Origin of the sequence: Microbispora corallina (genome assembly GCF_016863035.1) — a bacterium.
Taxonomy (GTDB): domain Bacteria; phylum Actinomycetota; class Actinomycetes; order Streptosporangiales; family Streptosporangiaceae; genus Microbispora; species Microbispora corallina.
In genome coordinates, this window is sequence record NZ_BOOC01000010.1 from 54,230 (window position 1) to 79,157 (window position 24,928).

Annotated in this window: 27 protein-coding genes, 1 tRNA gene and 2 riboswitches; of the genes, 9 read left to right on the forward strand and 19 right to left on the reverse strand. The window is 71.3% G+C overall.

Annotated elements, in window-relative coordinates; translation table 11 throughout:
* Positions 1-38: 38 nt before the first annotated feature.
* The 4 genes from Mco01_RS13395 to Mco01_RS13410 all read right to left on the reverse strand — a co-directional run bounded on the left by Mco01_RS13395 (position 39) and on the right by Mco01_RS13410 (position 5,280).
* Positions 39-2,516 carry an ABC transporter permease gene (locus Mco01_RS13395; protein WP_204057213.1) on the reverse strand — a complete coding sequence of 826 codons (2,478 nt, stop codon included), beginning with the start codon at positions 2,514-2,516 and terminating at the stop codon, positions 39-41.
* A gap of 3 nt (positions 2,517-2,519) precedes the next feature.
* Positions 2,520-3,263, reverse strand: a complete 744-nt coding sequence (locus Mco01_RS13400; RefSeq protein WP_204057214.1) for an ABC transporter ATP-binding protein — start codon at positions 3,261-3,263, stop codon at positions 2,520-2,522.
* A 112-nt stretch (positions 3,264-3,375) separates the two neighbouring features.
* Positions 3,376-4,041 (reverse strand): response regulator transcription factor, encoded by a 666-nt coding sequence (locus Mco01_RS13405; RefSeq protein WP_239103589.1) that lies wholly within the window; start codon positions 4,039-4,041, stop codon positions 3,376-3,378.
* Between the two features lie 63 nt (positions 4,042-4,104).
* Positions 4,105-5,280 carry a sensor histidine kinase gene (locus tag Mco01_RS13410; protein ID WP_239103585.1) on the reverse strand — a complete coding sequence of 392 codons (1,176 nt, stop codon included), beginning with the start codon at positions 5,278-5,280 and terminating at the stop codon, positions 4,105-4,107.
* Between the two features lie 166 nt (positions 5,281-5,446).
* Here Mco01_RS13410 and Mco01_RS13415 point away from each other — a divergent pair, with 166 nt between their 5' ends.
* A complete protein-coding gene (locus Mco01_RS13415) occupies positions 5,447-6,400 on the forward strand; it encodes a hypothetical protein (RefSeq protein ID WP_204057216.1) in 954 nt (317 codons plus the stop codon).
* A 13-nt stretch (positions 6,401-6,413) separates the two neighbouring features.
* Here Mco01_RS13415 and Mco01_RS13420 read toward each other — a convergent pair whose 3' ends face one another.
* Positions 6,414-7,022, reverse strand: coding sequence for a hypothetical protein (locus tag Mco01_RS13420; protein WP_204057217.1), 609 nt, complete (start codon positions 7,020-7,022; stop codon positions 6,414-6,416).
* Positions 7,023-7,188: 166 nt separating this feature from the next.
* Here Mco01_RS13420 and Mco01_RS13425 point away from each other — a divergent pair, with 166 nt between their 5' ends.
* Complete coding sequence (locus Mco01_RS13425) at positions 7,189-9,546, forward strand: sensor histidine kinase (protein ID WP_204057218.1); 2,358 nt, start codon at positions 7,189-7,191, stop codon at positions 9,544-9,546.
* Positions 9,543-10,190 carry a response regulator gene (locus tag Mco01_RS13430; protein ID WP_204057219.1) on the forward strand — a complete coding sequence of 216 codons (648 nt, stop codon included), beginning with the start codon at positions 9,543-9,545 and terminating at the stop codon, positions 10,188-10,190. The genes Mco01_RS13425 and Mco01_RS13430 overlap by 4 nt, the downstream gene beginning before the upstream one ends.
* Positions 10,191-10,438: 248 nt before the next feature.
* Here the strand turns inward: Mco01_RS13430 and Mco01_RS13435 are convergent.
* The 3 genes from Mco01_RS13435 to bcp all read right to left on the reverse strand — a co-directional run bounded on the left by Mco01_RS13435 (position 10,439) and on the right by bcp (position 11,508).
* A tRNA-Leu gene (locus Mco01_RS13435) sits at positions 10,439-10,511 on the reverse strand.
* Positions 10,476-10,982: an HNH endonuclease signature motif containing protein gene (locus Mco01_RS13440; protein WP_204057220.1), complete on the reverse strand. Its 507-nt coding sequence runs from the start codon at positions 10,980-10,982 to the stop codon at positions 10,476-10,478. The genes Mco01_RS13435 and Mco01_RS13440 overlap by 36 nt, the downstream gene beginning before the upstream one ends.
* A gap of 58 nt (positions 10,983-11,040) precedes the next feature.
* A complete protein-coding gene (gene bcp, locus Mco01_RS13445; protein ID WP_204057221.1) occupies positions 11,041-11,508 on the reverse strand; it encodes a thioredoxin-dependent thiol peroxidase in 468 nt (155 codons plus the stop codon).
* A gap of 134 nt (positions 11,509-11,642) precedes the next feature.
* Here bcp and Mco01_RS13450 point away from each other — a divergent pair, with 134 nt between their 5' ends.
* Positions 11,643-11,978, forward strand: a complete 336-nt coding sequence (locus tag Mco01_RS13450; protein WP_204057222.1) for a DUF3618 domain-containing protein — start codon at positions 11,643-11,645, stop codon at positions 11,976-11,978.
* Positions 11,979-12,128: 150 nt separating this feature from the next.
* On the opposite strand, the gene Mco01_RS13455 is transcribed toward Mco01_RS13450, so the two are convergent.
* Positions 12,129-13,304, reverse strand: coding sequence for an amino acid deaminase/aldolase (locus Mco01_RS13455; RefSeq protein WP_204057223.1), 1,176 nt, complete (start codon positions 13,302-13,304; stop codon positions 12,129-12,131).
* A gap of 198 nt (positions 13,305-13,502) precedes the next feature.
* Between Mco01_RS13455 and Mco01_RS13460 the strand changes: the two genes are divergently transcribed.
* The gene (locus Mco01_RS13460; protein ID WP_204057224.1) at positions 13,503-14,108 is read left to right on the forward strand and encodes a DUF6286 domain-containing protein; all 606 of its coding nucleotides are present in this window, start codon (positions 13,503-13,505) and stop codon (positions 14,106-14,108) included.
* 2 nt (positions 14,109-14,110) lie between these two features.
* A complete protein-coding gene (locus tag Mco01_RS13465) occupies positions 14,111-14,587 on the forward strand; it encodes a hypothetical protein (RefSeq protein ID WP_204057225.1) in 477 nt (158 codons plus the stop codon).
* On the opposite strand, the gene Mco01_RS13470 is transcribed toward Mco01_RS13465, so the two are convergent.
* The 6 genes from Mco01_RS13470 to Mco01_RS40195 form a co-directional block, all read right to left on the reverse strand.
* Complete coding sequence (locus Mco01_RS13470; RefSeq protein ID WP_204057226.1) at positions 14,516-15,913, reverse strand: hypothetical protein; 1,398 nt, start codon at positions 15,911-15,913, stop codon at positions 14,516-14,518. The two genes, Mco01_RS13465 and Mco01_RS13470, sit on opposite strands and share 72 nt — an antisense overlap.
* Positions 15,914-15,953: 40 nt before the next feature.
* Positions 15,954-17,327 carry an L-serine ammonia-lyase gene (locus tag Mco01_RS13475; protein WP_204057227.1) on the reverse strand — a complete coding sequence of 458 codons (1,374 nt, stop codon included), beginning with the start codon at positions 17,325-17,327 and terminating at the stop codon, positions 15,954-15,956.
* 26 nt (positions 17,328-17,353) lie between these two features.
* A complete protein-coding gene (gcvH, locus tag Mco01_RS13480; RefSeq protein ID WP_204057228.1) occupies positions 17,354-17,743 on the reverse strand; it encodes a glycine cleavage system protein GcvH in 390 nt (129 codons plus the stop codon).
* The gene (gene gcvT / locus Mco01_RS13485) at positions 17,740-18,831 is read right to left on the reverse strand and encodes a glycine cleavage system aminomethyltransferase GcvT (RefSeq protein ID WP_204057229.1); all 1,092 of its coding nucleotides are present in this window, start codon (positions 18,829-18,831) and stop codon (positions 17,740-17,742) included. The genes gcvH and gcvT overlap by 4 nt, the downstream gene beginning before the upstream one ends.
* Positions 18,832-18,862: 31 nt before the next feature.
* Positions 18,863-18,959: riboswitch (glycine riboswitch) on the reverse strand.
* A riboswitch (glycine riboswitch) is annotated at positions 18,960-19,057 on the reverse strand. It abuts the riboswitch before it with no gap.
* A 126-nt stretch (positions 19,058-19,183) separates the two neighbouring features.
* Entirely contained in the window at positions 19,184-19,504 is a 321-nt protein-coding gene (locus tag Mco01_RS39780; protein ID WP_275410490.1) for an AfsR/SARP family transcriptional regulator, read from the reverse strand.
* A complete protein-coding gene (locus tag Mco01_RS40195) occupies positions 19,459-19,689 on the reverse strand; it encodes a BTAD domain-containing putative transcriptional regulator (protein WP_204057231.1) in 231 nt (76 codons plus the stop codon). The genes Mco01_RS39780 and Mco01_RS40195 overlap by 46 nt, the downstream gene beginning before the upstream one ends.
* Before the next feature lie 356 nt (positions 19,690-20,045).
* Here Mco01_RS40195 and Mco01_RS13500 point away from each other — a divergent pair, with 356 nt between their 5' ends.
* From Mco01_RS13500 to Mco01_RS13510, 3 genes are all read left to right on the forward strand, one after another.
* Positions 20,046-20,975 carry an RHS repeat-associated core domain-containing protein gene (locus tag Mco01_RS13500; protein ID WP_204057232.1) on the forward strand — a complete coding sequence of 310 codons (930 nt, stop codon included), beginning with the start codon at positions 20,046-20,048 and terminating at the stop codon, positions 20,973-20,975.
* 106 nt (positions 20,976-21,081) lie between these two features.
* Positions 21,082-22,002 (forward strand): hypothetical protein, encoded by a 921-nt coding sequence (locus tag Mco01_RS13505; RefSeq protein WP_204057233.1) that lies wholly within the window; start codon positions 21,082-21,084, stop codon positions 22,000-22,002.
* Positions 22,003-22,430: 428 nt separating this feature from the next.
* Positions 22,431-22,727, forward strand: coding sequence for a hypothetical protein (locus Mco01_RS13510; RefSeq protein WP_204057234.1), 297 nt, complete (start codon positions 22,431-22,433; stop codon positions 22,725-22,727).
* A 90-nt stretch (positions 22,728-22,817) separates the two neighbouring features.
* Here the strand turns inward: Mco01_RS13510 and Mco01_RS13515 are convergent, their stop codons facing one another.
* The 4 genes from Mco01_RS13515 to Mco01_RS13530 are packed head-to-tail and all read right to left on the reverse strand — an operon-like array spanning position 22,818 to position 24,925.
* A complete protein-coding gene (locus tag Mco01_RS13515) occupies positions 22,818-23,123 on the reverse strand; it encodes a hypothetical protein (RefSeq protein WP_204057235.1) in 306 nt (101 codons plus the stop codon).
* Positions 23,120-23,419, reverse strand: a complete 300-nt coding sequence (locus tag Mco01_RS13520; RefSeq protein ID WP_204057236.1) for a type II toxin-antitoxin system Phd/YefM family antitoxin — start codon at positions 23,417-23,419, stop codon at positions 23,120-23,122. Before Mco01_RS13520 ends, Mco01_RS13515 begins: the two co-directional genes overlap by 4 nt.
* Before the next feature lie 45 nt (positions 23,420-23,464).
* Positions 23,465-24,151, reverse strand: a complete 687-nt coding sequence (locus Mco01_RS13525; RefSeq protein ID WP_204057237.1) for a gamma-glutamyl-gamma-aminobutyrate hydrolase family protein — start codon at positions 24,149-24,151, stop codon at positions 23,465-23,467.
* Positions 24,152-24,160: 9 nt separating this feature from the next.
* Entirely contained in the window at positions 24,161-24,925 is a 765-nt protein-coding gene (locus Mco01_RS13530; protein WP_204057238.1) for a 3-oxoacyl-ACP reductase, read from the reverse strand.
* Positions 24,926-24,928: the final 3 nt, after the last annotated feature.

Below are 24,928 nucleotides of genomic sequence, written 5' to 3' on the forward strand. Positions count from 1 at the left end.
CGGCCCCAGCTACCCGGCCGCCATGGGAGCGGGACTTCTCAGGCGCTCGCCAGCGAGCCCACGATGGAGGCGCGGGCGGCCCTGCGGGCGGGCAGCACGGCGGCCAGCACGCCGGCCAGGGCGGACGCGACGATGAACAGCAGGATCTGCGTCACGGGCAGCCGGAAGCTGATGTCGTCCCTGAGGGTCTGCGTGGCGGCCCAGCCGTACACCGTCCCGAGCACGACGCCGACGAGCGCCCCGACGAGCCCGAGCACGAGCGCCTCGACCGACAGCATGCCCCGCAACTGCGGCCGGGTCAGCCCGAGGGCGCGCAGCAGCGCCGACTCCCGGGTCCGTTCGTGGACCGACAGCGACAGGGTGTTCGCGATGCCGAGCAGCGAGATGACGATCGCGAGCCCGAGCAGCCCGGTGACGATCATCAGCATGCTGTCGAAGGCGCCCTCGAACTGGCTGCGGATCTCCGTCGTGCTGCCCACCTTGACCGCGGGGTAGGCCCTGGTGGCGTCGTCCACGACCCTGTGCGCGGTCTCCGCGGGAACGCCGTCCTTGCGGTCGACGAGGATCTGCGCGTCGTCAACGGCGCCGAAGTACCGCTGGAAGTCCTGCTCCGGCACGGTCACCGAGGGCAGCAGGGACAGGTCGGATGACAGCACCGCCACCACCCGCGCCTTCGCCTCGCCCTTGCTCCCTCCGATCGTGACGGTGTCGCCGACGCCGACGCCGAGGTTCTTGGCGGTCGACTCGTTCAGGGCGACCTGGCCGTGTCCGAAGCCGTCGAGGGTGCCCGAGGTCGCCTGCAGCTTGACGGCCGTGCCGAGCGACGACTGCGTCACGGTCCCGATCTGGTCCTCGTCGCCGTTCAGCGTGCCGTCCTTCGCGCGGAACTCCGTCACCGACGCCAGCTCCGGCCGGGCGCGCAGCGCGTCCGCCACCGACCGCGGCACCGTGCCCGACTGGGCGGCGACCAGGTAGTCGGCCGGGAACTGCCGGTCCAGCTCGTCGCCCACCGTCGCCCGTACGGTCGCGGTCAGCACGGACATGAACGTCATCAGCGTGACGCCGATGGTCAGCGCGACCGTCGTGGTCGCCGCCCGCTTGGGGTTGCGGCGCGAGTTGTCCACGGCGAGCCGTCCCGGCACCCCGAACAACCGCCCCGGCAGCCACCCCGCCAGGCCGCTCAACGGTCTGACCAGCACCGGGCCGAGGATCAGTACGGCGAAGAACACGAGCACGCCGCCCGCCATGACGACCATGAGCCCGGTCTCGCCCGGCGGCATGAGCACGGCCGCCGCGGTGAGCCCGGCTCCGGCGAGGCCGAACAGGGCGGCGAACACGACCCGGACGACGCCGGCGCGGAACGTGTGCTCCTCGACCTGGGTGCGCAGCGCCGCGATCGGCGGCACCCTGGTCGCCGTACGGGCCGGCAGCAGCGCCGCGCCCACGGTGACGAGGATCCCCGTGGCGAGCCCGATGACGATCGTCTGAGGGGTGAGACGGGCGGTCCCGCCCGGCAGGTCGGTGCCGAGCCGGCCGATGACGAGGATGGCCGCCGCCCCGAGCCCGAGCCCGATGAGCAGCCCGGCGACCGACGAGATCAGCCCGACGACGGCCGACTCCAGCACGATCGAGCCGAACACCTGCCGCCTGGTCGCCCCGATGCAGCGCAGCAGGGCCATCTCCCGCATCCGCTGGGCCACCAGGATGTTGAACGTGTTGTAGATGACGAGGGCGGCCACGAGCAGCGCCACCACGCCGAACAGCAGCAGCCCCACCGTCAGGAACCGGGTGTCCGTCCCCGCCCGCTGGGCCAGCTGGTCGGCCCGCTGCCTGCCGGTCTTCACATCGGCCGACGGCCCGACGGCCGAGGCGACCACGTCGCGCAGCCGCTCGGGCGACGGGCCCGCCGTGACCGCGTCGATCTCCCGGTAGCCCTTCTCGCCCGTCATGCGGCGAGCGGCCGCGGCGGTGAAGTCCACCGCGCCCCGGTACGCGAGGTCCTGGTCGACGCCCACGTCGAACAGCCCGACGAGCCGGAACTCATGCCGCGCGTTCTCGTGGTCGAGCACGGAGATCGTGCCGCCCACGGAGAACCCCTGGGCCTTCGCCGTGTTCCGGTCGAGCACGGCCTCGTCGTCGGAGGCGGGCGCCCGGCCCGCCGTCACCGTGAGCCGTCCCGCGGGAATCGACACACCGGCGGTGGGGACGTCGCCCACGGCCTTGCCGTCCCTGCCGATCAGGGCGGCGGCGCCGGCGACGACGGGCTGCGCGTCCCGCACCCCCGGCACCTTCCGTACGGCCGCCAGAACGCTCTCCCGCAGCGCGTCGTCCTTCGCCAGGACGACCACGTCGACCTTGTCGGCGTCCGCGGCGAACTTCTGCGAGAAGCCCGCCTGCAGGGTGTCCGTCAGCACGAACGTGCCGGCGATGAAGCCGACCCCCAGCGTGATCGCCAGTGAGGTCAGCAGCAGGCGCAGCTTGTGCGCCAGGAGCCCGGCGAGAGTGGTCCTGAACACGGCTCAGGCCTCCAGTGCCACGAGCGTGTCGAGGACGCCCTGCGGCGTCGGCCGCTCCAGCTCGCTCACCAGCAGCCCGTCCCGCAGGAACACCACCCGGTCGGCGTACGACGCGGCGACCGGGTCGTGGGTGACCATCACGATGGTCTGCCCGAGCTCGCGCACCGAACGGCGGAGGAACGACAGCACCTCGGCGCCGCTGCGGGAGTCGAGGTTGCCCGTGGGCTCGTCCGCGAAGATGACCTGGGGCTTGCTGATGAGCGCCCGCGCCACCGCCACCCGCTGCTGCTGGCCGCCCGACAGCTCGCTCGGCCGGTGCCTGAGGCGGTCGCGCAGGCCCACCGTCTCGATCACCCGGTCGAACAGGGCCTGGTCGGCCTGCCGCCCGGCGATCTCCAGCGGAAGCCGGATGTTCTGCTCGGCCGTGAGCGTCGGCAACAGGTTGAACGCCTGGAAGACGAACCCGACGCGCTCACGCCGCAGCATCGTGAGCTGCTTGTCGCCGAGGCCGGTGATCTCGACGTCGCCGATGCGGACCTCGCCGTCCGTCACCGAGTCGAGCCCCGCGAGGCAGTGCATCAGCGTCGACTTGCCCGACCCGGACGGGCCCATGATGGCCGTGAACGCCTGGGAGGCGAAGCCGACGTCGATCCCGCGCAGGGCGTGCACCGCCGCGTCGCCCTCGCCGTACACCTTGGTGAGTCCTCGCGCGACAACTGCGGTGCGGACATCGGTTGCTGTGGTCATGAGATCACGCTAGGGGCGCGATCTCCGCGTTTCCTCGGCCTGCCGGACGGGCTTCGGCTGCCCCTCCCGGAGGGCGTCGCGAGCCGTGTGCGACTTCTGAGGTACGCGTCCGTCAGCCGTGAGGACGATCGGGCGTCACGACACCCGTCTCGTACGCGTACACGACCACCTGGGCCCGGTCGCGCAGCCCCAGCTTGGCCAGGATGCGTCCGAGGTGGGTCTTCACGGTCGCCTCGGCGAGGTGGAGCCGCGCCGCGATCTCACTGTTCGACAGGCCCCGGGCCACGTGGTAGAGCACCTCCCGCTCGCGCGCCGTCAGCAGCCCCGCGTCCCGCGTGCGCGCGTCGCCCTCCGGCAGGAGCACAGCGAAGCGGTCGAGCAGCCGCCGCGTCGTGCTCGGAGCCACCACGGCGTCCCCCGAATGCACCGACCGGATGGCGGTCACCAGCTCCGCCGGCGGCACGTCCTTGAGCAGGAACCCCGACGCCCCCGCCTTGATGGCCGCGAAGGCGTACTCGTCCAGGTCGAACGTCGTCAGGATGAGGACCCGCGGGCCGCCCGGGGTCGCGCAGATGAGCCGGGCCGCCTCCACGCCGTCCATCCGGGGCATACGGACGTCCATGAGCACCACGTCGGCCTCCAGCGTCCGCAGCGTCTCGACGGCCGCCCGGCCGTCGGCCGCCTCGCCGACGACCTCGATGTCCGGCTGCGCCCCCAGGACCATCCGGAACCCCGTCCGCACCAGCTCCTGGTCGTCGACCAGCATGACCCGGATCACCGCCACCTCACCGACACCTCACCGCCACGCCGCCTCCTCGCACCCGCGACACCGTACGGCGGCTCACGCGGCCACGCCGACCGGGATCCGCGCCACCACCTGGAACCCGCCGCCCGGGGAGGGCGCCGCCTCGACCACGCCGCCGTACATCGCGACCCGCTCCCGCATGCCGATGAGCCCGTGGCCCCCCTCGAGACGGGGCGCGGCCGCGCCCCGGCCGTCGTCCCGGATCCGCAGCTCGACCTGGCCGCCCGCGAACCGCACGTCCACCCGCGCCCGCGCGCCGGGCCCGCCGTGCTTCAGCGTGTTCGTCAGGGCCTCCTGCACAATGCGGTAGATCGCCAGCTGCTCGCCCTCCGGCAGGTCGCGCGGCGTCCCCGACACCGCGAACTCGATCGGCAGCCCCGACTCCGTGACCTGCTTCACCAGCTCCGCGAGCTGCGCCACCCCCGGCTGGGGGGCGTACTCCTCGGCCGGGCTCCCGGCGTCCTGCCGCAGCACCCCCACCAGCCGCCGCATCTCCGTCAGCGCCTGCCGCCCCGTCGCCGAGATCGCGTGCAACGCCCGGCGCGTCTGGTCGGGGTCGGTGTCCATCGCGTACGCCGCCCCGTCGGCCTGCACCACCATCACGCTGACGTTGTGCGCCACCACGTCGTGCAACTCCCGCGCGATGCGGGCCCGCTCCGCCGAGGCCGCGATCCGCGCCTGCTGGTCGCGCTCCCGCTCGGCCCGCTCCGCCCGCTCGACCAGGCTCTCGACGTACCGGCGGCGGGTGTTGACGTAGATCCCGGCGATCCAGATGGCGACGACGAACACCGACAACGACGGGAGCGCCCGCAGCGTGTCCCCCCACCAGCGCACGACGGCCAGCAGCAGCCCGAACTCGGCGACCAGCCCCGCCGCGACCGCCCAGCGCGGCGTGCACCGTGTGGCCACGGCGTACATCGCGATCAGCACGGCGAGGTCCCCAGGCACGATCTGGATGTCGGCCACCCACTGCCCGAAGCACAGCAGCGCGACGACCGCGAACACCTCGCGCGGATACCGGCGCCGCCACAGCAGGGGAACCATGAGCACGAACGACAGCAGCAGGATGCCCGACCTGCCGAGGTGCACCGGCGACCCCGGTGAGGAGAACGCCGACGCCGACAGCAGGCAGATCAGCGCCACCGGCGACACGGTGAGCGCGTCCACCAGGGCGCTGTGGTGCGCACCCCAGGCGCGCAGTCTGCCGAACACGCCTACAACCATACGTATCGGCTGCTCAGCGCTGGTCAGCCTTGCGGCGGATCCCCTTGTACGACTCAGGTCGCAGGTTCGGCCCCGTTTACGCCGTCCTTACGGATCTCGGCGCATTCTTACTGGCGGGGGTGCTTCGCTGGATCGGGGTAAAGGGAGATCTGTGATGGCGGATCACGACGCAGGGCCGCGCGGCGCCGAGGACGAGTCGCGCGGCCCGGAGCCTGGGGAGACTCCGGCGTCGTCCGCCGCCCCCCACGACCCCGCCGCCGAGCCCACTGCTCCGACCTCCGCCGCCCACCCGGCCGACCCGGCCGAGGCCGCCGGATCGGCCGATGAGGCGCACGGCCACGGGACGGGCACCACGGCCTACACGACCTCCGCGCCATCAGGCGCACCCGCACCAGGTCCCGCCGCCGAGGCCGCAGGACCGGCCGATGAGGCGCACGGGCAGGGGACGGGCACCACGGCTTACACGACCCCCGCGCCGGCAGCGGGATCGGCCGCTCATCCGCAGGCAGCGGCCGGCGGAGCGGCAGGCGCACCCGGGGTCGCCGACGCGCGCTTCGCCACCGGACCCGGCGGCCCGGCTCACACCTACGGCCCGGGACCCGGGGGCGGCTACGCCTACGGCCCGGGCGGCGCCGGGTGGAACGCGCCCGGATGGGGCGCCCCGCCGCCGGCGCAGCCCCCTACCGCCCTCTCCCGCGCCCTGCCGCCGCCGGGCCGCCGAGGGCCGTTCGTCGCGGTCGGCCTGGCCGGGCTGCTCATCGGCGTCCTGCTGGGCGGCGGCGCCGTGGCCGCCGGCACCGCCCTGTGGCACCGCGCCCACGACCACTACTACCGCGTGAGCTGGGAGGAGCGGGGCCCCGGCCAGAAGGGCGCCCCGTTCGGTCGCCGCTTCGGGCCGGGGATGCCGGGGATGCCGGGGGGGCCAGGGGGGCCGGGGCAGCGCGACGGCGGACTTCCCCGGTTCTGCCAGCGGACCCCCACCGGCTTCCGCTGCGACATGCCCGGCCCCGGCGCGACCTCCTCGGCCCCGCCGGCTCCGCCGGTCCCGTCCGCTCCGCCCGCCCCGCCGACGCCGCCGGTCCCGCCGCAGCCGTCCCCGACCTCGTAGCCGGCGCCGCACTTCAGCGACTCGCCGCACGCTCCCGAGCGCGCCGCGACACCACCACGGCGACCGCGGCGTACACCGCGACGTAGGCCGCGGCGAGCAGCAGAGCCGAGCCGCGGAAGCCCAGCGGTCCGCCCTCGCCCACCGGCCCGCCGACTACCCAGCCGACGGCCAGCGAGAAGCCCGCCCACCACGGCAGCACCTTGGCGAGCAGCAGCGCGACGGCGAACAGCACCACGCCGACCAGCGACACGAGCATCGACAGCAGGTACAGCGGGCCGAGCGACTCGGCGTCGGCGCTGAACAGCGACGCCACGAGCGGCGGGACGAAGCCGATCGTGCCGGCCGTCGTCAGGATCAGGGCGAGCGTGCCGAGCCTGCCGTCCCGGCCCTCGTGCAGCGAGTGGATCGCCGCGACCGACACCAGCAGGGCGCCGATCAGCGGGAACCCGTCCACCGTGAACGCGTAGTCGGCGACGTCGACGATCCGGTCGTGCTCGGGGACGGTCGTGAACAGATCCAGCAGGGCGAGCACAGCGGCCGCCGCCGCGCCGGTGAGGAGCCCGATCCGGGCCAGCAGATACGGCCGTGGGCCGGAGGCAGGGGCGTGCGTCTGTGCGGTCATCGTCGAACTCTCCTCGTCGTAGGGGGATGACCCGCATGACGCTAGGAGCGCACGGCATCCCCGTCGTCCGGCCACGCGGGGAGATCCGGGTCCGCCCGTCGTGCGAGCCGGAAATCCGACCGGGGTGGGACGACGCCCGGGACCGGCGTCGCCTATCGTGCGGGCGATGAGCATGTTCCCGAGGCCGATCTCCGCGCCCTCCGGACCGCCGTCCGGCGCGGTTCGCGGGCGGTTCGCCTCGGCGCTGTCCGCGTTCCCGCCCGCCTCCGTGGACGCCGACCTGCTCCTGGGGGCCGCGATCGCGGCGGCGATGGCCGTCGTCGCGGCGTTCGACGGACCGGAGGGGCTCAGCGGCCGCGTCGGCGCCGTGATCGCGGCGCTCGGCCTGCTCATCCTGGCCCGGCGCCGACGAAGCCCCCTCACCACCGTCGCCGTCGTGGTGACGGTCGCGCTCGTCGAGGCCGCCGCGGTCCCGCACGGCAACCCCGGCCCGGTGTTCCTCGCCCTGATGGTGGCCGCCTACTCGCTCGGCGCTCACGCCGCGACCTGGTCGCTCGTGGGCGGCATGGCTCTCGCCTCCGCCGGGGTGGCGGCCGCGCAGTACCTGACCCCTTCGCAGGGGTACGCGCACGCGACCGCGGACGCGTTCCTGATCGTCCTGCTGGTCGTGGCGCCGGCCTCGGTCGGTGGGATCGTGGGCGCCCGCCGGCGGCTGGCACACCGTCTCGACGCCGGCGGTGAACGGCTGCGCGCCGGCCGCGACGACCGGATAGCCGCCGAGCTCGCCCGGGAACGCGAGGGCATCCTCGCCGCGCTGGCGGTCCTGCTCGCCGGCCTGGACGACGCCAGGAGGCACGCGGCCGTCGACGGACTGGCCGACGTCCGCGCGCTGGAGAGCCTCGGCCGCGACATGCTGACCAGGCTGCGGGCTCTGGTGGGCGGCCTGCGGGAAAGGGACGAGGGCGGCGGCAAGGAGCCCGTCCAGCCGGTCGCCCTGCTGCGCGCGCAGGTGCGGCAGGCCCTCGCCCTCACGGACCTGTCCGACGACGTCGGACAGGTCCGGCTCACCCGCTGGGCCGTGCTCCGCCCCTACCGGCTGGACGCGGTGCTGGCCGTCCTCGCCGGATGCGTGCTCGCCGGGCTCGTGGCGCCCGAACTCGCCGGCGGCCCTCCCGGCCTCGCCCAACGGACCGCACACACGCTCCTCGCGTCGGGCATCGCCGTGCCGCTCGCCTGGGCCCGCCGGCGGCCCGTGACCTCGGCCGCCGTGTGCTCCGCCTTCGCCGCGGCCTACACCTGGGCGACCGCCTCACCCGACCCGCTGGCCGGTCTCCCGCCGTCGGCCGTCCTCATCGTGTCGCCGTTGCTGGCCGGGGCGAGCCGCCCGCTCGGGAGGGCGTTCGCGGGCCTGGCCGTCTGCCTCGCGGGCGGGATCGCCGTCAGCGTCGTGAGCCGCGCCGGGACCGTCACCGCCCCGGAGGCCGCCGGCGCGCTCGCCGTGCTGGTGGGCTGCTGGGGCGCGGGATGGGTGCTGCGCGACGCGACCGAGGTGCTCGCCGCGCGGGCGCAGGCGGCGATCGCCGCGGGTGAGGAGCATCGCGAGCACGCCCGCGCCGCGCTGGCCGAGCAGCGCGCCCGTCTCGCCAGGGAGATGCACGACGCGGCGGGCCACATGATGACCGTCATCGTCCTGCAGGCCACCGCCGCGCGCCGCGTCTGGGACGCCGATCCTGCCCTCGCGGCCGAGCACGTCGACGTCCTGCGCCGGACCGTCGCGGACGCCCTCGACGAGCTCCGGCCCCTTGTGCTCTCGCTGGCGCTCGCGGACGGACGCGCGGCGATCGGGCTCGCAGGCCTCCCCACGCTCGTGGACCGCGCGAGGACCTGCGGCCTGAGAGTAGAGCTCACCATCGACCCCAGCCCCAGCACCAGCCCCAGCACCAGCCCCAGCACCAGCCCCAGCACCAGCCCCAGCCCCGGCCCCGACCCCGGCTCGGGCCCCGGCCCGCGGGTGGACCCCGCGGGCGGCCCGGGCGCCGGCTCGGACCCGGGCCCGCGCAGCGGCGCCGCCCCCGGTGGGGGTGACGGCGAGGAGGCACGCGTGGCCGCGGCGCCGCCTCCCGCCCCGGTCCCAGCTCCGTCTCTCGCGTCGGCTCCCTACCCGGCCCCGGCTGGGCCTTCCGCGCCGGCGGCGCCTCTCGCCCCGGCTCCGGCTGTGGCGCCGCTACCCCGCGCCGTCGACGCGGCGGTGTACCGACTCACCCAGGAGGCGCTGACCAACGTCGCCCGGCATGCCCCCGGAGCGTACGTGCGCGTCCGGATCGTCCGAGCCGAACGCCGTCTGTCGCTCGACGTCACGAACGGCCCACCGGCGTACCGGCCCGCCGCCGTCACGCACGGCGGACACGGTCTCACCGGCATGGCCGAGCGGGTCGCGGCCTGCGGCGGCACGTTCCGGGCCGCCCCCCGCCCCGACGGAGGCTTCCACGTCTCCGCGTCGATCCCGTTGGAGGCGTCGTCGTGACGATCCGCGTTCTGCTCGCCGACGACCAGACACTCGTGCTTGCGGGGCTGCGCACCATCCTGTCGGCCGAACCGGACATGGAGGTCGTCGGCCAGGCCCGCGACGGACAGGAGGCCGTGACGCTCGCCCGCGACCTCGACCCCGACGTCGTGCTGATGGACATCCGCATGCCCCGGCTGGACGGGCTTGCCGCCGCACGGACGATCCTCGCCGGCGGCTCCCGCACCCGCGTCGTCATGCTCACCACCTTCGACCTGGACGAGTACGTGTACGAGGCGCTCCGCGACGGGGCCAGCGGGTTCCTCGTGAAGGACCTCCCGGACGAGCAGCTCGTGAGCGGGATCCGGACGGTGGCCCGGGGCGACACCCTGCTCGCCCCCTCGGTGACGCGCCGCCTCATCGAGGTGTACACGCGGCGGGCCCCCGCCCAGGCCTCCCTGCCGCCGGGGGTGCGGGCGCTGACACCGCGCGAGGTCGAGGTGTGGCGGCTCGTGGCCCGCGGGCTGTCGAACACCGAGATCGCCTCGGAGTTGTTCGTCGGCGAGGCCACGGTGAAGACCCACGTGTCACGGATCATGGCCAAGCTCGGCGCCCGTGACCGCGTCCAGGCGGTGGTCCTCGCCTATCAGCACGGCCTCGCGTGACTCCGGCCCGATGCCCCGGGCGACACCAGCGCCAGGACCTCAACCGGGAGTGCGGTCACTCCTGCTCGGTCTGGGCGCGGAGGAGGGCGATGGCCCGGCGGATGGCCGCGGCCCGCGATTTCGCTCCCTCCGCCGCCACGAATCTCTCCAGAAAGGCGAGGTCGTCCGCGCCCGAACATGAGATTCAATTCACGGGCGGCGTGCGATTCTCGCTATAAATGACGCCGTTTTCACCGGAAGAATTCGAGTGGGGCCGGTGGGATTCGAACCCACACTGTACGGCACCTAAAGCCGCGGTCTCTGCCGTTGGACTACGGCCCCTTGTCGTTTTCCTTTGCCCGCGAAATTCTCCGTCTGAGAATGGCAATTAGGGCAGAGGAAACGTAGATTCTCTTTTCTGTTGTCGAGCCAGTTCCCGTTGATATGGTCGATGTGCAACGTGAGCGGTCGGCCCTGCCAAGTGGCGCCTATCCTACAGTCTGCGCAGTGGTAGGGGACTCCCACTTCCCGCAGAGCTCGTCTGAGCTTGGTGGGCTTCTCGCGAGGCGATCCCGGCGCCATGACGACGAGCACGTCCTCCGGAAGGTGGCGCCGAGGTGAGCGCCTTCCCCGCTGATGCGCCTGTCCCAGGAAGTGGGAGGTGTCGATGTCGAAGTGCTTGAGGCGGCGGCTGATGTGGGCGTGGGTGCCGCCGGACCAGGGGATGCCGAGATAGCGCAGCACATCGGCGATGCTGCTGGACACGGCCGCGGCCTCGGCCAGAAGTTCGGGGGTGTACGTGTACTTCCGCACGCAGGGGAATGTATCTCCCGCCACCGACAGTTTCCGCGACCGCGACAATGCCCATATATCAGGAAACGCCGAGTTCCTTCGTCAGGCGGGCGACGTGACCGGTGGCCTTCACGTTGTAGAGCGCCTTTTCGACCTTGCCGTCGGCGTCGATGACGAAGGTCGACCGGATGACGCCCATCACGGTCTTGCCGTAGTTGGTCTTCTCCCCGTACACGCCGTACGCCTTGTGCACGTCGAGGCCGGTGTCCGACAGCAGCGGGAACGTCAGCGCGTCGCGCTCCCGGAACCGGCGCAGCTTGTCCGGCGCGTCCTTGGACACCCCGAGCACGACGAAGCCCCGCGTCGTGAGCGCGCCGAGGTTGTCGCGGAAGTCGCAGGCCTGCTTGGTGCAGCCGGGGGTCATGGCGGCGGGGTAGAAGTACAGGATGACCCGCTTGCCGCGGAACGACTCGAGCGACACCTCCTGGCCGTCGGCGTCGGTAAGGGTGAAGTCCGGCGCGGCGTCGCCCGGCTCGAGCTTGCTCATGACGTCCTCCTGGGAAGGTGACCCGCGGCGTTGGGCGGGCAAGCGTCCACCAAACTACCGGCTCGGCCGCTGTGCGGGACGCCCGTCCGACCTGGCAGACTGATCACACACGAATACCACAGGAGGGGGATCGCATGGCGGACACCGATCCCGAGGCGCTGGAGCGCGAGATCGAGCGGACGCGGGCGGAGCTGGCCCGCACGGTCGACGCCATCGCGGACCGGGTGAGCCCCAAGCGCGTCGCCGAGCGCGGGGTGGCCAGGCTCAAGGCCAACGCGGAGGAGTTCGTCTCCTCGATCGGGGACTTCGTGGGCGTGGGACGTCCCGCTCCGTACGCCGAGGACGCCGAGGAGGACGGCGAGGCCCGCGACGAATACCCGCCGCCGAACCTCGCGCCGCTGCTCATCGGGGTCGGCGCGGTCGTCGTGATCGGCGCCGCCATCGTGCTGCTGCGCCGCCGCGGCCGCTGACCGCCGTCCGCCCGTGACCCACGGCCGGGCAGTGGGACGAGCGCGCGACCTCACTGTCGAGCGGCGGGACGAGCGCGCGGCCTCACTGTCGAGCGGCGGGACGAGCGCGCGGCGCGGCCTCGATGAGCCGCGGGGCGCCGGGAGGGGCGGTCAGAGGAACGCCTTCCCCTCGCCCCGGTACGTCGGGACCTCGTCCACCACGCGGTCGCCTTCGACGAGGTGGAGGGTGGCGAAGTGCTCGCAGAGCTCGCCGGCCTTGGCGTGGCGGAACCAGACGCGGTCGCCCACGCGGAGGTCCTCGGCGGCCTGGCCGAGCAGGGGCGTCTGGACCTCGCCCGCGCCCTCGTTCGCGTCGTAGCGGAGGCCGGCCGGCAGGTACGGCTGGGGTAGCCGGGCCGGCCCGGGCGGGCCGGAGGCGTGGTAGCCGCCGCCCAGGACGGTGGCCACGGTGGGGGACGGCTTGCGCACGACCGGCAGGGCGAACAGCGCCGCCGGGTGCCCGGAGAAGTTCCGGTAGAAGTCGAACAGCCTGGGGTGGAACAGTCCCGAGCCGGCCGCGACCTCGGTGATCACCCGTTCCGCGGCGGTCTTCTCGATGCTGCCGGTGCCGCCGCCGTTGACGAACTCCAGGTCGGTCACCTGCCGGACGGCCCGGACGACGCGGCCCCGGCGGACGATGAGCTCGCGGCGCGACCGGTCCTGCATCCAGCGGATCGCGCGGCCGTACGGCCCGGGGACGTTGTCGCCCACGCCCGCGATCTGGGCCTCGTACGACATGAGCCCGACGAGCCGGAACGCGGGTCGTCTCACCACGTCGGCGGCGAAGCCTGCGGCCTGGTCCGGCTCGCGGACGGGTGAGCGCAGGGCGCCCGCGCGGAACCTGCCGGCCAGCGTCACGAACGCGGCGTCGATGTCCAGGCAGATACGGACGGGCCGCGGCAGGCCGAGGCCCTCGATGAGGTCCAGGTGCTCGGGGGAGTCGACCATGACGGTGATCTCGCGGGCGGCGGTGTCGTCCGAGCCGAGGGCCCGCAGGGCGTCCGCGTCGACGGTGGGGTAGGCCACGAGGACGTCGCGCAGCCCGGTGGAGACCAGCCAGAGGGCCTCGGGCAGCGTGAACGCCATCACGCCGGCGAAGCCGTTCATGGCGAGGACGCGTTCGAGGATGGGGCGGCAGCGGATCGACTTGCTGGCGACGCGGATCGGCTTGCGACCGGCCCGCCGCGTCATGTCGGCGGCGTTGGCGCGCAGGGCGTCCATGTCGAGGACGGCGAAGGGGGGCCGCAGGCCCGCGGTGGCCGTGTCGAGACGCTGTCGGTCGTCCATGGCGGCAGCCTAATACGAGCACTCCAGATATATGAGCCGTGTTCACGTTAACGACGTGACGGCAAAGTCTGCGGCTGCTCACACCCATGATCGAGCAAGAGCGCGGGTGAGCGCCGCCGCCCGCCGCGTCGGGGTGTACCCATGGGCAGGTGACTACCGAGCGGACCAGGCGCGGTGTTCGGGAGGGGTGAGCGGCTGATGAGCGTCGTGCAGGAGATCCTGGCGGGCTCGACGGCCGTCCATGTCCAGGAGGAGCGCAGGCCGCCCCGGCGTGACGGGGTGCGCGCCCTGCGGCCGGGACGCCGGCCCGCCGCCGTGGCGGTGTCCGCCGCGCTGGCGCTCACGGGCTGGGCGGCGACCGTCGAGGCCATCGCCTCCATGATGGACAGGCCGATCATGTGGCCGGCCGTGCGCCGCCTGCTCGCCACGACCTACGCCCATCCGGCCGTGCCCGCCGTCGCCGTCGCGATGATCCTCGCGGGCGCCGGGCTGGTCGCGCTGGCCGTGGTCCCGGGACGGCCCCGGCTCGTGCCGATCGCGGCGGACGACCCGCTGCTCGTCATCGGGCTGACCCGCGCGGGCCTGCGCCGGACGCTCTCCGCGGCGGCCCGGGACGTCGAGGGCGTGCGGAGGGCGCAGGTGCGCATCCTGCGCGGCCGGATCGAGGTCACCGTGGTCACCGGGACGCAGCGGGTCGGGGACCTGCTGCGCGAGGTCGGCGCGGCGGTGGGGGACCGGTTGTCCGGGCTCGGTGCGCAGGGCCGCTACGAGGTGGTCGTGCGTCTGCGCGGCAGGAGGGCCTGACCGTGTACCGCCATCTGGGGAACCGCGCCGGAATCGGCCTGGCCGGCCTGGCCCTGCTCGCCGGCGGGGTCTACGCGCTGGACGCCCGCGGCGACCGGCCCGGTGCGAGGATCGCCGACCTCGGCTTCCTGACCCGCCACTCGTGGGCGACGCCGCTGGCCGCCGGCGCCGCCATCCTGATCGCCCTGGCCGCGACGCGGTGGCTCATGGCGGCGCTCGGCTGGGGCCGGTACGGCAGCCGTACGGGCGCCGGGATCGCCATGCTCGGCGTGGCGATGAAGGGCGTCGAGGGCATCGGGAGGATCCAGGTCAGGGTCGTGCGGGGGCGCCGGCTGCGGATGTCGCTGTCGCTCGACCCGTCGTCCGACCTGCACGAGGTGATCCGGCGGCTGGACGACACGGCCGTCTCACGCGTCCGCCGCGCGGTGGACGGCGGTGAGCTTCCGGCCCTGGTCCGGCTGCACGTCCGCCGCCGCTGACCGCCACGGGGGCGGCACGGCCCGGGATCCGAGGGCGAGCCCGGCGGCCAGACAGGCGAGGGGCACGACCGGCACGACGTACCGGTGGTCGAAGGCGGCGATCAGCGGCGGCAGCAGGAGCAGCGTCGCGGCGAACGCCCAGGGGAGCAGCGCCGCCCAGCGCCGGGCCGCCACCCCGCCGAGCCCGATGAGCAGGATCGCGGCCAGGAGCGGTCCGCGCAGGAAGCCCACCTCCTGGTAGGCCCGCAGCCAGCCGGCGTACGGCTGGACGACCTGAGTGGCCCCGGACGAGCCCTGGTAGGCCGCGGTGAGCTGGGTGGCCGTCCGTCCCGCCGAGGCGACCTTGGGGCTGAACGGCTTGACCGAGGCGGGGAAGACGTACGCGCTCTGCGGCCCGGGGGAGGGGTAGACGCGGCGGTCCCATTCGAAGGCCCACAGGGCGTCGTGCAGGCCGGTCAGCAGGAAGTCGACCGGCTGGCGGCGGATCGCGAGGGAGGCGAACTCTCCGGCCAGTCGCTCACGGTCGGCGCCGGCCTTCTGGATGGGCGACCGGGCGTCCCAGATGTACGCCGGGGCGGCCAGCCTCGGCCCCGATGGGCACAGGACGGCCAGCTCGCGGGGCGGTCGCATCGTCCCGCAGTCGGCGAACGTCATGGTCCGCGACCACAGCCACATGCTGCTGCCGCCCATGCCGTACGACCCGTAGGCGCTGTGGAACCAGACGGCGTACCCGCCGAGCACCGCCGCGGCGGCGAGCAGCCCGGCGAGCGCGGCCCGCCACCCCGGCCAGGCGAGCAGCAGGGCGACGGCGATCAGCGGCAGCCCGATCGTGCGGGTGACGGTGGCGAGCGCGAGCAGCAGCAGGGCCGCCAGCACGGTCCACGGCGCGGGCCTGGGCCGCCACAGGAGCAGGGTCACGGCCGCGACCACCAGCGCCGTGAACAGCAGGTCGGCCATGACGAGGTGTTCGAGCTGGACCTGGTGGACGTCCAGCAGCACCGGCGCCGCCGCGAGCGCCGCGCCCCACCCGGGCAGCCGCGTACGGCGGCGCAGCAGCGCGTACACGCAGGTCGCGATGGCGAGTCCCAGCAGGTGCTGCACGACGGCGACGGCGGCCAGGCTGTGCAGCGGGCTCAGCGCCCACAGGAACACCGAGTAGCCCGAGGGCCGCGACTCCAGCGGGCGCAGGTCGAGGCCCGAGCTGAGATAGGCGAAGGAGTCGGCCCAGAACCACAGGGCCGGCCGGTACCCGAGCACGGCGAGGGCGCGCAGCACCACGCCCAGGGCCAGCACGAGCAGGAACACCCGGTGCGAGCGCAGCTTCACGACACCTCCAGACCGGCCGGGGACCCGGCCAGCCTAGAGGTCAGCACTCGATGACGTTGACGGCCAGTCCGCCGCGCGAGGTCTCCTTGTACTTGTCCAGCATGTCCCTGCCGGTGTCGCGCATGGTCTTGATGGCCTTGTCGAGCGACACGAAGTGGCGGCCGTCGCCGCGCAGCGCGATCCGGGCCGCCGCGATCGCCTTAATGGAGGCCACCGCGTTCCGCTCGATGCAGGGGATCTGGACCAGTCCGCCGATGGGGTCGCAGGTGAGGCCGAGGTTGTGCTCGATCCCGATCTCGGCGGCGTTCTCCACCTGCTCGGGGGTGCCGCCCAGCGCCTCGGTGAGGCCGGCGGCCGCCATCGAGCAGGCCGAGCCGACCTCGCCCTGGCAGCCGACCTCGGCGCCGGATATCGAGGCGTTCTCCTTGAACAGCACGCCGATGGCCCCCGCGGTGAGCAGGAAGCGGACGACGCCGTCCTCGTCGGCAGCCGGGAGGAACCGCATGTAGTACGACAACACCGCCGGGATGATCCCGGCGGCGCCGTTGGTCGGGGCCGTCACGATGCGGCCCCCGGCGGCGTTCTCCTCGTTCACGGCCAGGGCGAACAGCGTCACCCAGTCCATCGCCTGGAGCGGGTCCCTGCCGTCGGACTCGCTCTGCAGCCTGCGGAACAGCTGGTTGGCCCGGCGGCGCACCTTCAGCCCGCCCGGCAGGACGCCCTCGCGGGTGCTGCCTCGCCGCACGCACTCGGCCATCACCGACCACAGGCGCAGCAGCCCCTCGCGGATCTCCTCCGCGGTGCGGCCGAAGGCCTTCTCGTTCTCCAGCATGAGCCCGGAGATCGACAGGCCGGTGTCGGCGCACCGCGCGAGCAGCTCGGCGGCCGTCGTGAAGGGGTACGGCAGGACGGTGTCGTCGGGCTTGATCCGGTCGGCGCCGGTCGCGTTCTCGTCGACGACGAAGCCGCCGCCGACCGAGTAGTAGACCTTCTCCCGTAGCGGGGTCCCGTCGGCGTACGCGGTGAACCGCATGCCGTTGGGGTGGTGGGGAAGGGAGATCTTGCGCTCGAAGACCAGGTCCTCGCCGACGACGAAGGGGATCTCGTGGAGGCCGTACAGGCGGACGGTCCCGAGGGAGCGCATCTGGGCGAGCCGGTCGTCGACGGTGTCGACGTCGACGAGCTCGGGCTTCTCGCCGGACAGGCCGAGCAGGACGGCCTTGTCGCTGCCGTGGCCCTTGCCCGTCAGCCCGAGCGAGCCGTACAGGATCGCCTCGACCCGGGTGACCTTCTCCAGCAGCCCGTCCTCGTGCAGGCCGCGGGCGAACTTGTGCGCCGCCGCCATCGGGCCGCCCGTGTGCGAGCTGGACGGCCCGATGCCCACCTTGAACAGGTCGAAGACGCTGATCGCCATTGATCAATGCCTTTCGGGGGGCGGTGTCAGGACTCGGCGGCGGTCAGCGCGCCGTACTCGGCCGCCGACAGCAGGTCGTCCGGCTCCTCCTCGATGCGCACGCGGAACAGCCAGCCCTCGCCGTACGGGTCGGAGTTGACCAGCGACGGGTCGTCGACGACGGCCGCGTTCGTCTCCACGATCTCCCCGCCGACGGGCGCGAAGATGTCGCTCACCGACTTGGTCGACTCGACCTCGCCGACCGCGTCACCGGCCGCCACGGTGGACCCCACCTCGGGCACCTGCACGTAGACCACGTCGCCGAGCTGCTCAGCCGCGAAGGCGGTGACGCCGACGGTGACCGTCAGGCCGTCGTCGAGCCCCGCCACCCACTCGTGCTCCTTGGTGTAGCTCAGCTCGTCGGGAATGCTGCTCACTTGGTCCTCCTGTAAAAAGGCAGGTCAACGATGTCGACCGGTTCCTGGCTGCCGCGGATGTCGACCGTCAGGCCGCCGGCGTCGGCCGCGTCCGCGGCCACGTACGCGATCGCGACGGGCTTGCCGAGCGACTGCGACGGCGCGCCGCTGGTGACCTCCCCGACGACCTCGCCGTCGCGGGTGACGGGGTAGCCGTGCCGCGGCACCCGGCGGCCGCGGGCGACCAGGCCGACCAGACGGCGGGCCGGCTCGCTCTCGGCGGCCTGGGCCAGCGCGGCCCTGCCGACGAAGTCGCCCGGCTTGTCGAACCGGACCACCCGGCCGAGGCCCGCGTCGAACGGCGTCGTGCCCGCGCCGAGCTCGTTGCCGTACAGCGGCATGCCGGCCTCCAGGCGCAGCGTGTCGCGGGCGGACAGTCCCGCCGGGACGAGTCCCAGCTCCGACCCCGCGTCCGACAGCGCGTTCCACAGCGGCACGGCGTCATCATTGCGTACGAACAGCTCGAACCCGTCCTCGCCGGTGTACCCCGTACGGGCGATCAGCGCCTGCGCCCCGGCGACCGTGGCGGGCAGGATGGCGTAGTACTTGAGGCCGTCCAGGTCGGCGTCGGTCAGCGAGCCCAGGATCTCGGCGCTGCGCGGGCCCTGCACCGCGACCAGCGCGTACGCGTCGGACCGGTCCTCCACCCGGGCGTCGTACGCCCCGGAGCGCGCGGCCAGCTCCCCGGCGACCGCGGCGTAGTTGGAGGCGTTGGCGACGACCATGAACTCCTCGTCGCCCAGGCGGTAGACGATGAGGTCGTCGAGGATGCCGCCCTCCTCGTCCACGATCATCGTGTAGCGGGCGCGGCCGGGGGTCAGCGCGCTCAGATGACCGACCAGGGCGTGGTCGAGCGCCTCGCCCGCCTGGGGGCCGGTCACGAAGATCTCGCCCATGTGGGACAGGTCGAACAGCCCCGCGGCCGTCCGCACGGCGTTGTGCTCGGCCGACTCGCTGCCGTACCGCAGGGGCATCTGCCAGCCGGCGAAGTCGGTCAGGGTCGCGCCAAGGCTTTCGTGGACCCCGCGGAGCGGGGTGGATCGGGACATGATCGCACCTCGGAAAGGACGGATGAGAGCATCCTCCCCCTCTGTCATGGGTGCCTGAGAGCTTCGTCCGATCTTTGCCGGACTTTCACCTTCGGCGAGGCCTGGGCGGCCTTCTTTCCAGAGGACACCTGGCCCGCACGGTCCTTTGCCTTGAGAGGTTCGCGGGGAGGGCTTGCTCCTTCAGGGGTCCTGACCGGCTGCCAGGACGCTCTCCCGCACGGGATCACTGGTGTCGTGCCAGCCTAACGGCTCACGCCCATCCCCGTCACCCGCCGGCGCTCAGCGCCCGACCGGCCCGGTACGCGCATTTCGTGGGGGATCGAGGCACAGATGACAGCCCGCACCAGCCGGCTCAAATAGTCACGACCAAGGGATCGGCGGCGAGGATGCGGTGGTGGAGGGCCTGAGTGGCGGGGGCGGGTTCCACTCCCGTCTGCTCGACGAGGCGGTGCCGGAGGCGCTGGTAAGCGATCGAGGCGTCGTGCGAGCGGCCGGACCTGTACAGGGCCAGCATGAGCTGCCGGTGGGAACGCTCGCGCAGCGGATGCCGGCTCGTCCACTCGCCGAGCGTGCCGACGATCTCGTGGTGGTAGCCAAGTGCCAGTCGTACATCGAACAGGTCCTCGGTCACAGAACGGCGGTCCTCGTCGAGCCGGTCGCCCCAGGCGACCAGCTCGTGGTCCGTCCCATGTCGAACAGGGCGTCACCCCGCCAGAGCCGCAACGCCTGGTCGAAATGGTTCTCCTCTTCGAAGAGGTTCCCATTCCTTTGGGCGATTCTCCCCTCGGCGGCGAGGTCGCCGAAGACCGCGGCGTCTAGACCATCTCTAGAAATATTCAGACGATAACCGGTGCCCACGGTCTCAATAGGCGCCAGGGCGGTGCCGGCTTATTGAGCATGCTTGCGCGGATAGTGTGGTACGAGTGCTACATCTAGACGAATCGGGTATTAAATTGTGGGGTAATGGGTCCTGGTATCAACGATGGACCGTTATTCCGAAACGCGGTCACGTTCATCGTGTATTGCTGAATATCAACAATGGAGAGGCTGTGTGCCCATAGAGTCGGGGGCGTAGTCAGTGTTATCCTCCCGACACGGCCGACCGGATCACCGACTCCGGATACGCCTACGACGCCTTCGGCCGGCCGACGGCCCTTGCGGCGGCGTCCACGGCGAACGGTGGGGCGGTCACGGCGGGCTACTACGCGGGCGACATGGTCAAGACCCTCACCCAGGGTTCGACGACCAAGACCTTCACCCTCGACCCGCTCGGTCGCGTCCGCCAGACCACCTCATCGGCTGGCGCCCAGACCAATCGCTATGCCTCTGGTGGCGACTCCCCGGCCTGGATCAACGAAGCCAATGGCACCTGGACGCGCAATGTCACGGCGTTCACCGGCCTGGCGGCGACCCAGACCAGCGACGGCACACTCACCCCCCAACTCACCAACCTGCACGGGGACGTGGTTGCCACCTGCGCCGATAGCAGTAGCGCCACGGGAGTGGACAGCTACGCCGAACAAACCGAATATGGGCTGGATCGAGCTATCAACACCAGCGACCGCTACGAATGGCTGGGAGGCGCCCAACGAGCCAGCGACACCGTCGCCGACATCATCCTCATGGGCGCCCGCCTCTACAACCCCACTACAGGCCGATTCCTCCAGACCGACCCGGTTGTAGGAGGCAACGCCAACGCTTACGACTATGTCTTCGCCGACCCGATCAATGGGATCGACTTGAGCGGGAACTGTTTCTGGGACCTCTGCATCGCCGAAGGTATCGGCCTGGTGGAATTGGGGATAATTGTTGTTGGAGCGGTCACTGCGTATGTGGCCGGTCGACAAGTTATGCAGTACTGCCGGCGCAATGGTTGCTCCCTCCGATTCCCCCATGCGCACGCGATTGACGTTCCCTTCCTCAATCCCAAGGCAGAGTCTGCGAGGAGATACAAGAACACAAAGTATATCGTCTATCGGATTGCTACCATCGGCACCGACCGAATCTGGAAGTACGGGATCAGCCGAGTCAGCGCCAGTCGTCCGAAGAGTCAGCTCGGAGAGTGTCAGAGCTGGTTCAAACAGAAATGCGGGTTCATCATCATGGCCAGGGTTACGGGGTGGTACTCAGCCCGTCTACTGTAAGCGGGCCTGATCTGGAACTATGTCACCAAGTATGGCTACTGCCCACCCGGTCAATGGGAAAGCTGCCGCTGATCCTCCGATAGGATGAAATGGGCTGAATCGACACGTGATGCCGCCGTTGGCATTTTTTCCGGCGGCGGCGCGATCGTCGGAGATCTCTGATCGGGACAAGGGTAAAATGAGTGAATATTTGAGCAGAGAGCAATTTTCATCTCTTGCTCGCGCAACGAAAGTGAGTAATCGCGTCATTGCGGCCGGTGACCCCCGAACAGACGCCGACATCCTGCGGCGACTTGCCGATGACGATTCTCCGACAGTTCGCAGAGCCTTGGCAAGCAGGGCCGTCGCGCCGGTCGGAGTCTTGCGCAAGCTCGCGGAGGACCCTGATCGAAGAACCCGTCGGATTCTGGTGGAAAACCCGATATGTCCGCCGGGTGCATTGGTCGATCTCGTCAACGACCCCGATCGCTACATTCGCTGGACCATCCCTGATCGCCCCGGCGCCACCGAGGAGGTCCACCTCGCCATCTGTTCGTCGTCCGATGTTGATCTTCGGTGCCTACTTGCGGAACGGCCTGATTTGGACGGCGCTGTAACAACGCGCCTTGTATCCGACTCTTCTCCCATCGTTCGATCGGCTCTGGCTGCACATACCACAGACACGACCGTCCTTGCCGCTCTTGTCGGCGATGCCCACGTCAAGGTTCGCGCGGGCGCCGCGCAGAATCCCCTGACGAGATCCGAGCAGCGCCTGCGCCTCGCCAGAGACACGGCTCCTGCCGTCCGTTTCACCCTGATCCAGTCCGTCCCTCTCGACGACGAGATCGTACAAATTCTTTTGGTTGATCCCTGCGCTGAGGTGAGGTGGTGGCTGGCGACCATGCCGTCCACACCGAGATGGGCCCTCGAGATCTTGAGGAACGATTCGGACGTGAAAGTCGCCACACAGGCCCAAGCCACTCTTGCCCACCATGAAGTTCCGCCCGTTCGGCTTGGCGAAGCCGAACGCGGAGGCGTCCTGACCTAGCCTCGGGCTTCGGCGCCTTAGCTGTCTCTTCAAGGAGTGCGCCGTGGGCCGCCGAGAATTCGAGTGGACCCTCACAAAACTCGCCATCGTAGGCGTCGTGTGCTTCATCGTCGGGTCCGTGATCGGGGCGCGAGTAAACTTAGGCAGTGCGTTCTCTCAGGTCATCACTCTTCGTGTGATCGCGATATGTGACATGCGAAACAGGTTCGTCGACGACAAGGGACTGATCATTGACCGAACAGGCGCGTACATGGAGCTTCCGCCGCAGAATTCTCCCGATCGCGAGCGTTCTACTGGCAGGATCACCGCTGGTGGTAGCTGCCCTGGGTGACGGATCGGGCCGGCTGGGAAATGGCTGGGTGGGCCTCTGGTGCAACGTCTTGACGGGCGATGTATGCACAGGGTTATCGGGTACCCTAATCTCCATTATGTTCGTCGAGCAGCTCACGATCCTCGGCGTTCCCGCATTGCTCGCCGCTTTCCAACTCCTCTATCACGCGCGTGCCGCACCCGGTGTGTGTCGGTCGGTAATCCGTGTCGCGGCCATTTGGCTGATCGCGTGGTCGGTGCTTGGGTTTGCTCTGATGGCGACGTCCGCCATCCAGCCGACCGGGCTCGATTCACTTCCGGTGGCGATATGTTCGTCGCTGTACTTGGGCTCGGGCGTAACGGCACTCGTCTCCTTGGTCCGAAACCGGGACTCGGATGACGCCGTTGCGAAGTGAGAGGCGCCGGCGGCCGTGCAGGTGCAGACGATGACGGTCGGCGTGTGCCCATGGGTCAGAGGTGGCGGTGCCACATCGTCGACTGCCTCATTAGCGGTAGATGTTGTGGTAGCCGACGGCCAGCCAGGTGATGAGGAGCTCGCCTGAACCGTCGTCCTCGACCGTGAAGGTGAACAGAGCTCGCCCGTCCGGGGACGCGAAGCTCCATGTCAGCGAATAGACGTCATCTATTTTGTGGATGCGTAACCGGCGTGGCCACGGGGCCTTGCCGAGGTGGGCGCCCCGCTCCAATGCGGGGATGAAATGCTCGAACACCACCTGCTGGAAGAGCTTGCGATGCTCGGCCGGGAGTCTGCGGAAATCGACGTCGAACTGAGCGGTGCGGCGGTATCTCACCGCTCGGTCTCCAGGTCGGCGAACATGTCGTCCATCGACTCGAACGTCCTGGTGCGGCCCTCCGCCACATCATCCTTCGCCTTCGCGAGCTTCTCCTGCCACTCAGGTGTGTAAAACCACGCGTCCTCCTCGGGAATGATCCGGGCGAGACGACGGCCGTCCCTGGTGAGGATCGTGTGCACGTGCCCGTAGACCGCCTGGTTGACGAGTTCGGCGAGGTCCTTGCGGGCCTGGGTGGTGCTGACCTCCTGCACCGTGTACGGCGGAGGCGGAAAGTCTGGGGCGGTTTCGTTCATGTACCTAGCGTACGCCTTGTACGTCAGGGCAGCCCCGCATGTTTCTCAGGCGGCGGCCCGGATGAGGGCGTCGAAGAGCGGGCCGTCCTCGTCGGCTTCGGGGTGCCACTGGACGGCCAGCGCGAAAGGCGCGCCGATGACCTCGACGGCCTCGATCGTGCCGTCGTCGGAGCGGGCGGTCACCTCCAGGCCGTCGGCCAGCCGGTCGATCGCCTGGTGGTGGTAGTGCGCCGGGGTCAGGTCGGAGTCGCCGTAGATCGTGGCTAACGGGGGCGAGAGCCGTACAGGGATGCGGCCGAACGTGCCGGGGGCGGGGGAGTGGTCCATGCTCCCGACCACGTCGGGCAGGTGCTGGTGGAGCGTGCCGCCCAGGGCCACGTTGAGCACCTGGAGACCCCGGCAGATCCCCAGGAACGGCAGGCCGGCCCGTAAAGCCGCCGCCATCAGCCCAAATTCGGCCTCATCCCGAAATTTCCGGACGTATCCGGTCTGGGGGGCCGCCACACGGCCGTACCGGGCGGGGTCGATATCGCCCCCGCCCGCGATGATCAGCCCGTCCAGCCGCCCCACCAGGGACGACGGGTCCCCGGCGGGTGGCAGGATGACCGGCTGGCCGCCGGCCCGCGTGATGTGCTCGACGTACATGTACGGCAGCAGCGCCGCCGGCATGTCCCACACGGTGAACTTCGCCGGCTCCACATAGCACGTGACGCCGATGACGGGACGGGCCATCACAACCCCTTACAGCGGCGTGACGTACGCGCCGGAGATGCCTCCGTCGACGAGGAACTCCGAGGCGGTGATGAACGACGCGTCGTCGGAGGCCAGGAACGCGACCGCCGCGGCGATCTCCTCGGCGCGGGCGAAGCGGCCGATCGGCACGTGGACGAGGCGGCGCTGGGCGCGCTCAGGGTCCTTGGCGAACAGCTCCCGCAGCAGCGGGGTGTCGACCGGGCCGGGGCACAGGGCGTTCACCCGGATGCCCTCGCGGGCGAACTGGACGCCCAGCTCGCGGCTCATCGCCAGCACGCCGCCCTTCGAGGCGGTGTACGAGATCTGCGAGGTGGCCGAGCCCATGACCGCCACGAACGACGCGGTGTTGATGATCGAGCCCTTGCCCTGCCGCTGCATGTACGGGATCGCGTGCTTGCAGCACAGGTACACGCTGGTGAGGTTGACCTCCTGCACCCGCCGCCACGCGTCCAGCCCCGTCGAGAGGATCGAGTCGTCGTCCGGGGGCGAGATGCCGGCGTTGTTGAACGCGATGTCCACGCTGCCGTAGGCCTCGAACGCCTCCCGGTACATCCGCGAGACGTCGGCCTCCTGAGCCACGTCGACCTGGACGAACAGGCCGCCGACCTCGTCGGCCGCCTTGGTCCCGGCGACCTCGTCGAGGTCCGCGACCACGACCTTGGCGCCCTCCTCGGCGAACCGGCGGGCGGTGGCCAGCCCGATGCCGCTGCCCGCGCCCGTGATGACGGCGACGCGGTCCTGCAAACGCTGCATGTG

What these genes read in the sequence shown, in the direction of transcription:
- Mco01_RS13400 (WP_204057214.1), bottom strand. Translation starts at nt 3,263, where the DNA reads ATGACCACAGCAACCGATGTCCGCACCGCAGTTGTCGCGCGAGGACTC.
- Mco01_RS13415 (WP_204057216.1), top strand. Translation starts at nt 5,447, where the DNA reads ATGGCGGATCACGACGCAGGGCCGCGCGGCGCCGAGGACGAGTCGCGC.
- Mco01_RS13420 (WP_204057217.1), bottom strand. Translation starts at nt 7,022, where the DNA reads ATGACCGCACAGACGCACGCCCCTGCCTCCGGCCCACGGCCGTATCTG.
- Mco01_RS13425 (WP_204057218.1), top strand. Translation starts at nt 7,189, where the DNA reads ATGAGCATGTTCCCGAGGCCGATCTCCGCGCCCTCCGGACCGCCGTCC.
- bcp (WP_204057221.1), bottom strand. Translation starts at nt 11,508, where the DNA reads ATGAGCAAGCTCGAGCCGGGCGACGCCGCGCCGGACTTCACCCTTACC.
- Mco01_RS13450 (WP_204057222.1), top strand. Translation starts at nt 11,643, where the DNA reads ATGGCGGACACCGATCCCGAGGCGCTGGAGCGCGAGATCGAGCGGACG.
- Mco01_RS13455 (WP_204057223.1), bottom strand. Translation starts at nt 13,304, where the DNA reads ATGGACGACCGACAGCGTCTCGACACGGCCACCGCGGGCCTGCGGCCC.
- Mco01_RS13460 (WP_204057224.1), top strand. Translation starts at nt 13,503, where the DNA reads ATGAGCGTCGTGCAGGAGATCCTGGCGGGCTCGACGGCCGTCCATGTC.
- Mco01_RS13475 (WP_204057227.1), bottom strand. Translation starts at nt 17,327, where the DNA reads ATGGCGATCAGCGTCTTCGACCTGTTCAAGGTGGGCATCGGGCCGTCC.
- gcvT (WP_204057229.1), bottom strand. Translation starts at nt 18,831, where the DNA reads ATGTCCCGATCCACCCCGCTCCGCGGGGTCCACGAAAGCCTTGGCGCG.
- Mco01_RS13500 (WP_204057232.1), top strand. Translation starts at nt 20,046, where the DNA reads ATGGTCAAGACCCTCACCCAGGGTTCGACGACCAAGACCTTCACCCTC.
- Mco01_RS13510 (WP_204057234.1), top strand. Translation starts at nt 22,431, where the DNA reads ATGTTCGTCGAGCAGCTCACGATCCTCGGCGTTCCCGCATTGCTCGCC.
- Mco01_RS13520 (WP_204057236.1), bottom strand. Translation starts at nt 23,419, where the DNA reads ATGAACGAAACCGCCCCAGACTTTCCGCCTCCGCCGTACACGGTGCAG.
- Mco01_RS13525 (WP_204057237.1), bottom strand. Translation starts at nt 24,151, where the DNA reads ATGGCCCGTCCCGTCATCGGCGTCACGTGCTATGTGGAGCCGGCGAAG.
- Mco01_RS13530 (WP_204057238.1), bottom strand. Translation starts at nt 24,925, where the DNA reads ATGCAGCGTTTGCAGGACCGCGTCGCCGTCATCACGGGCGCGGGCAGC.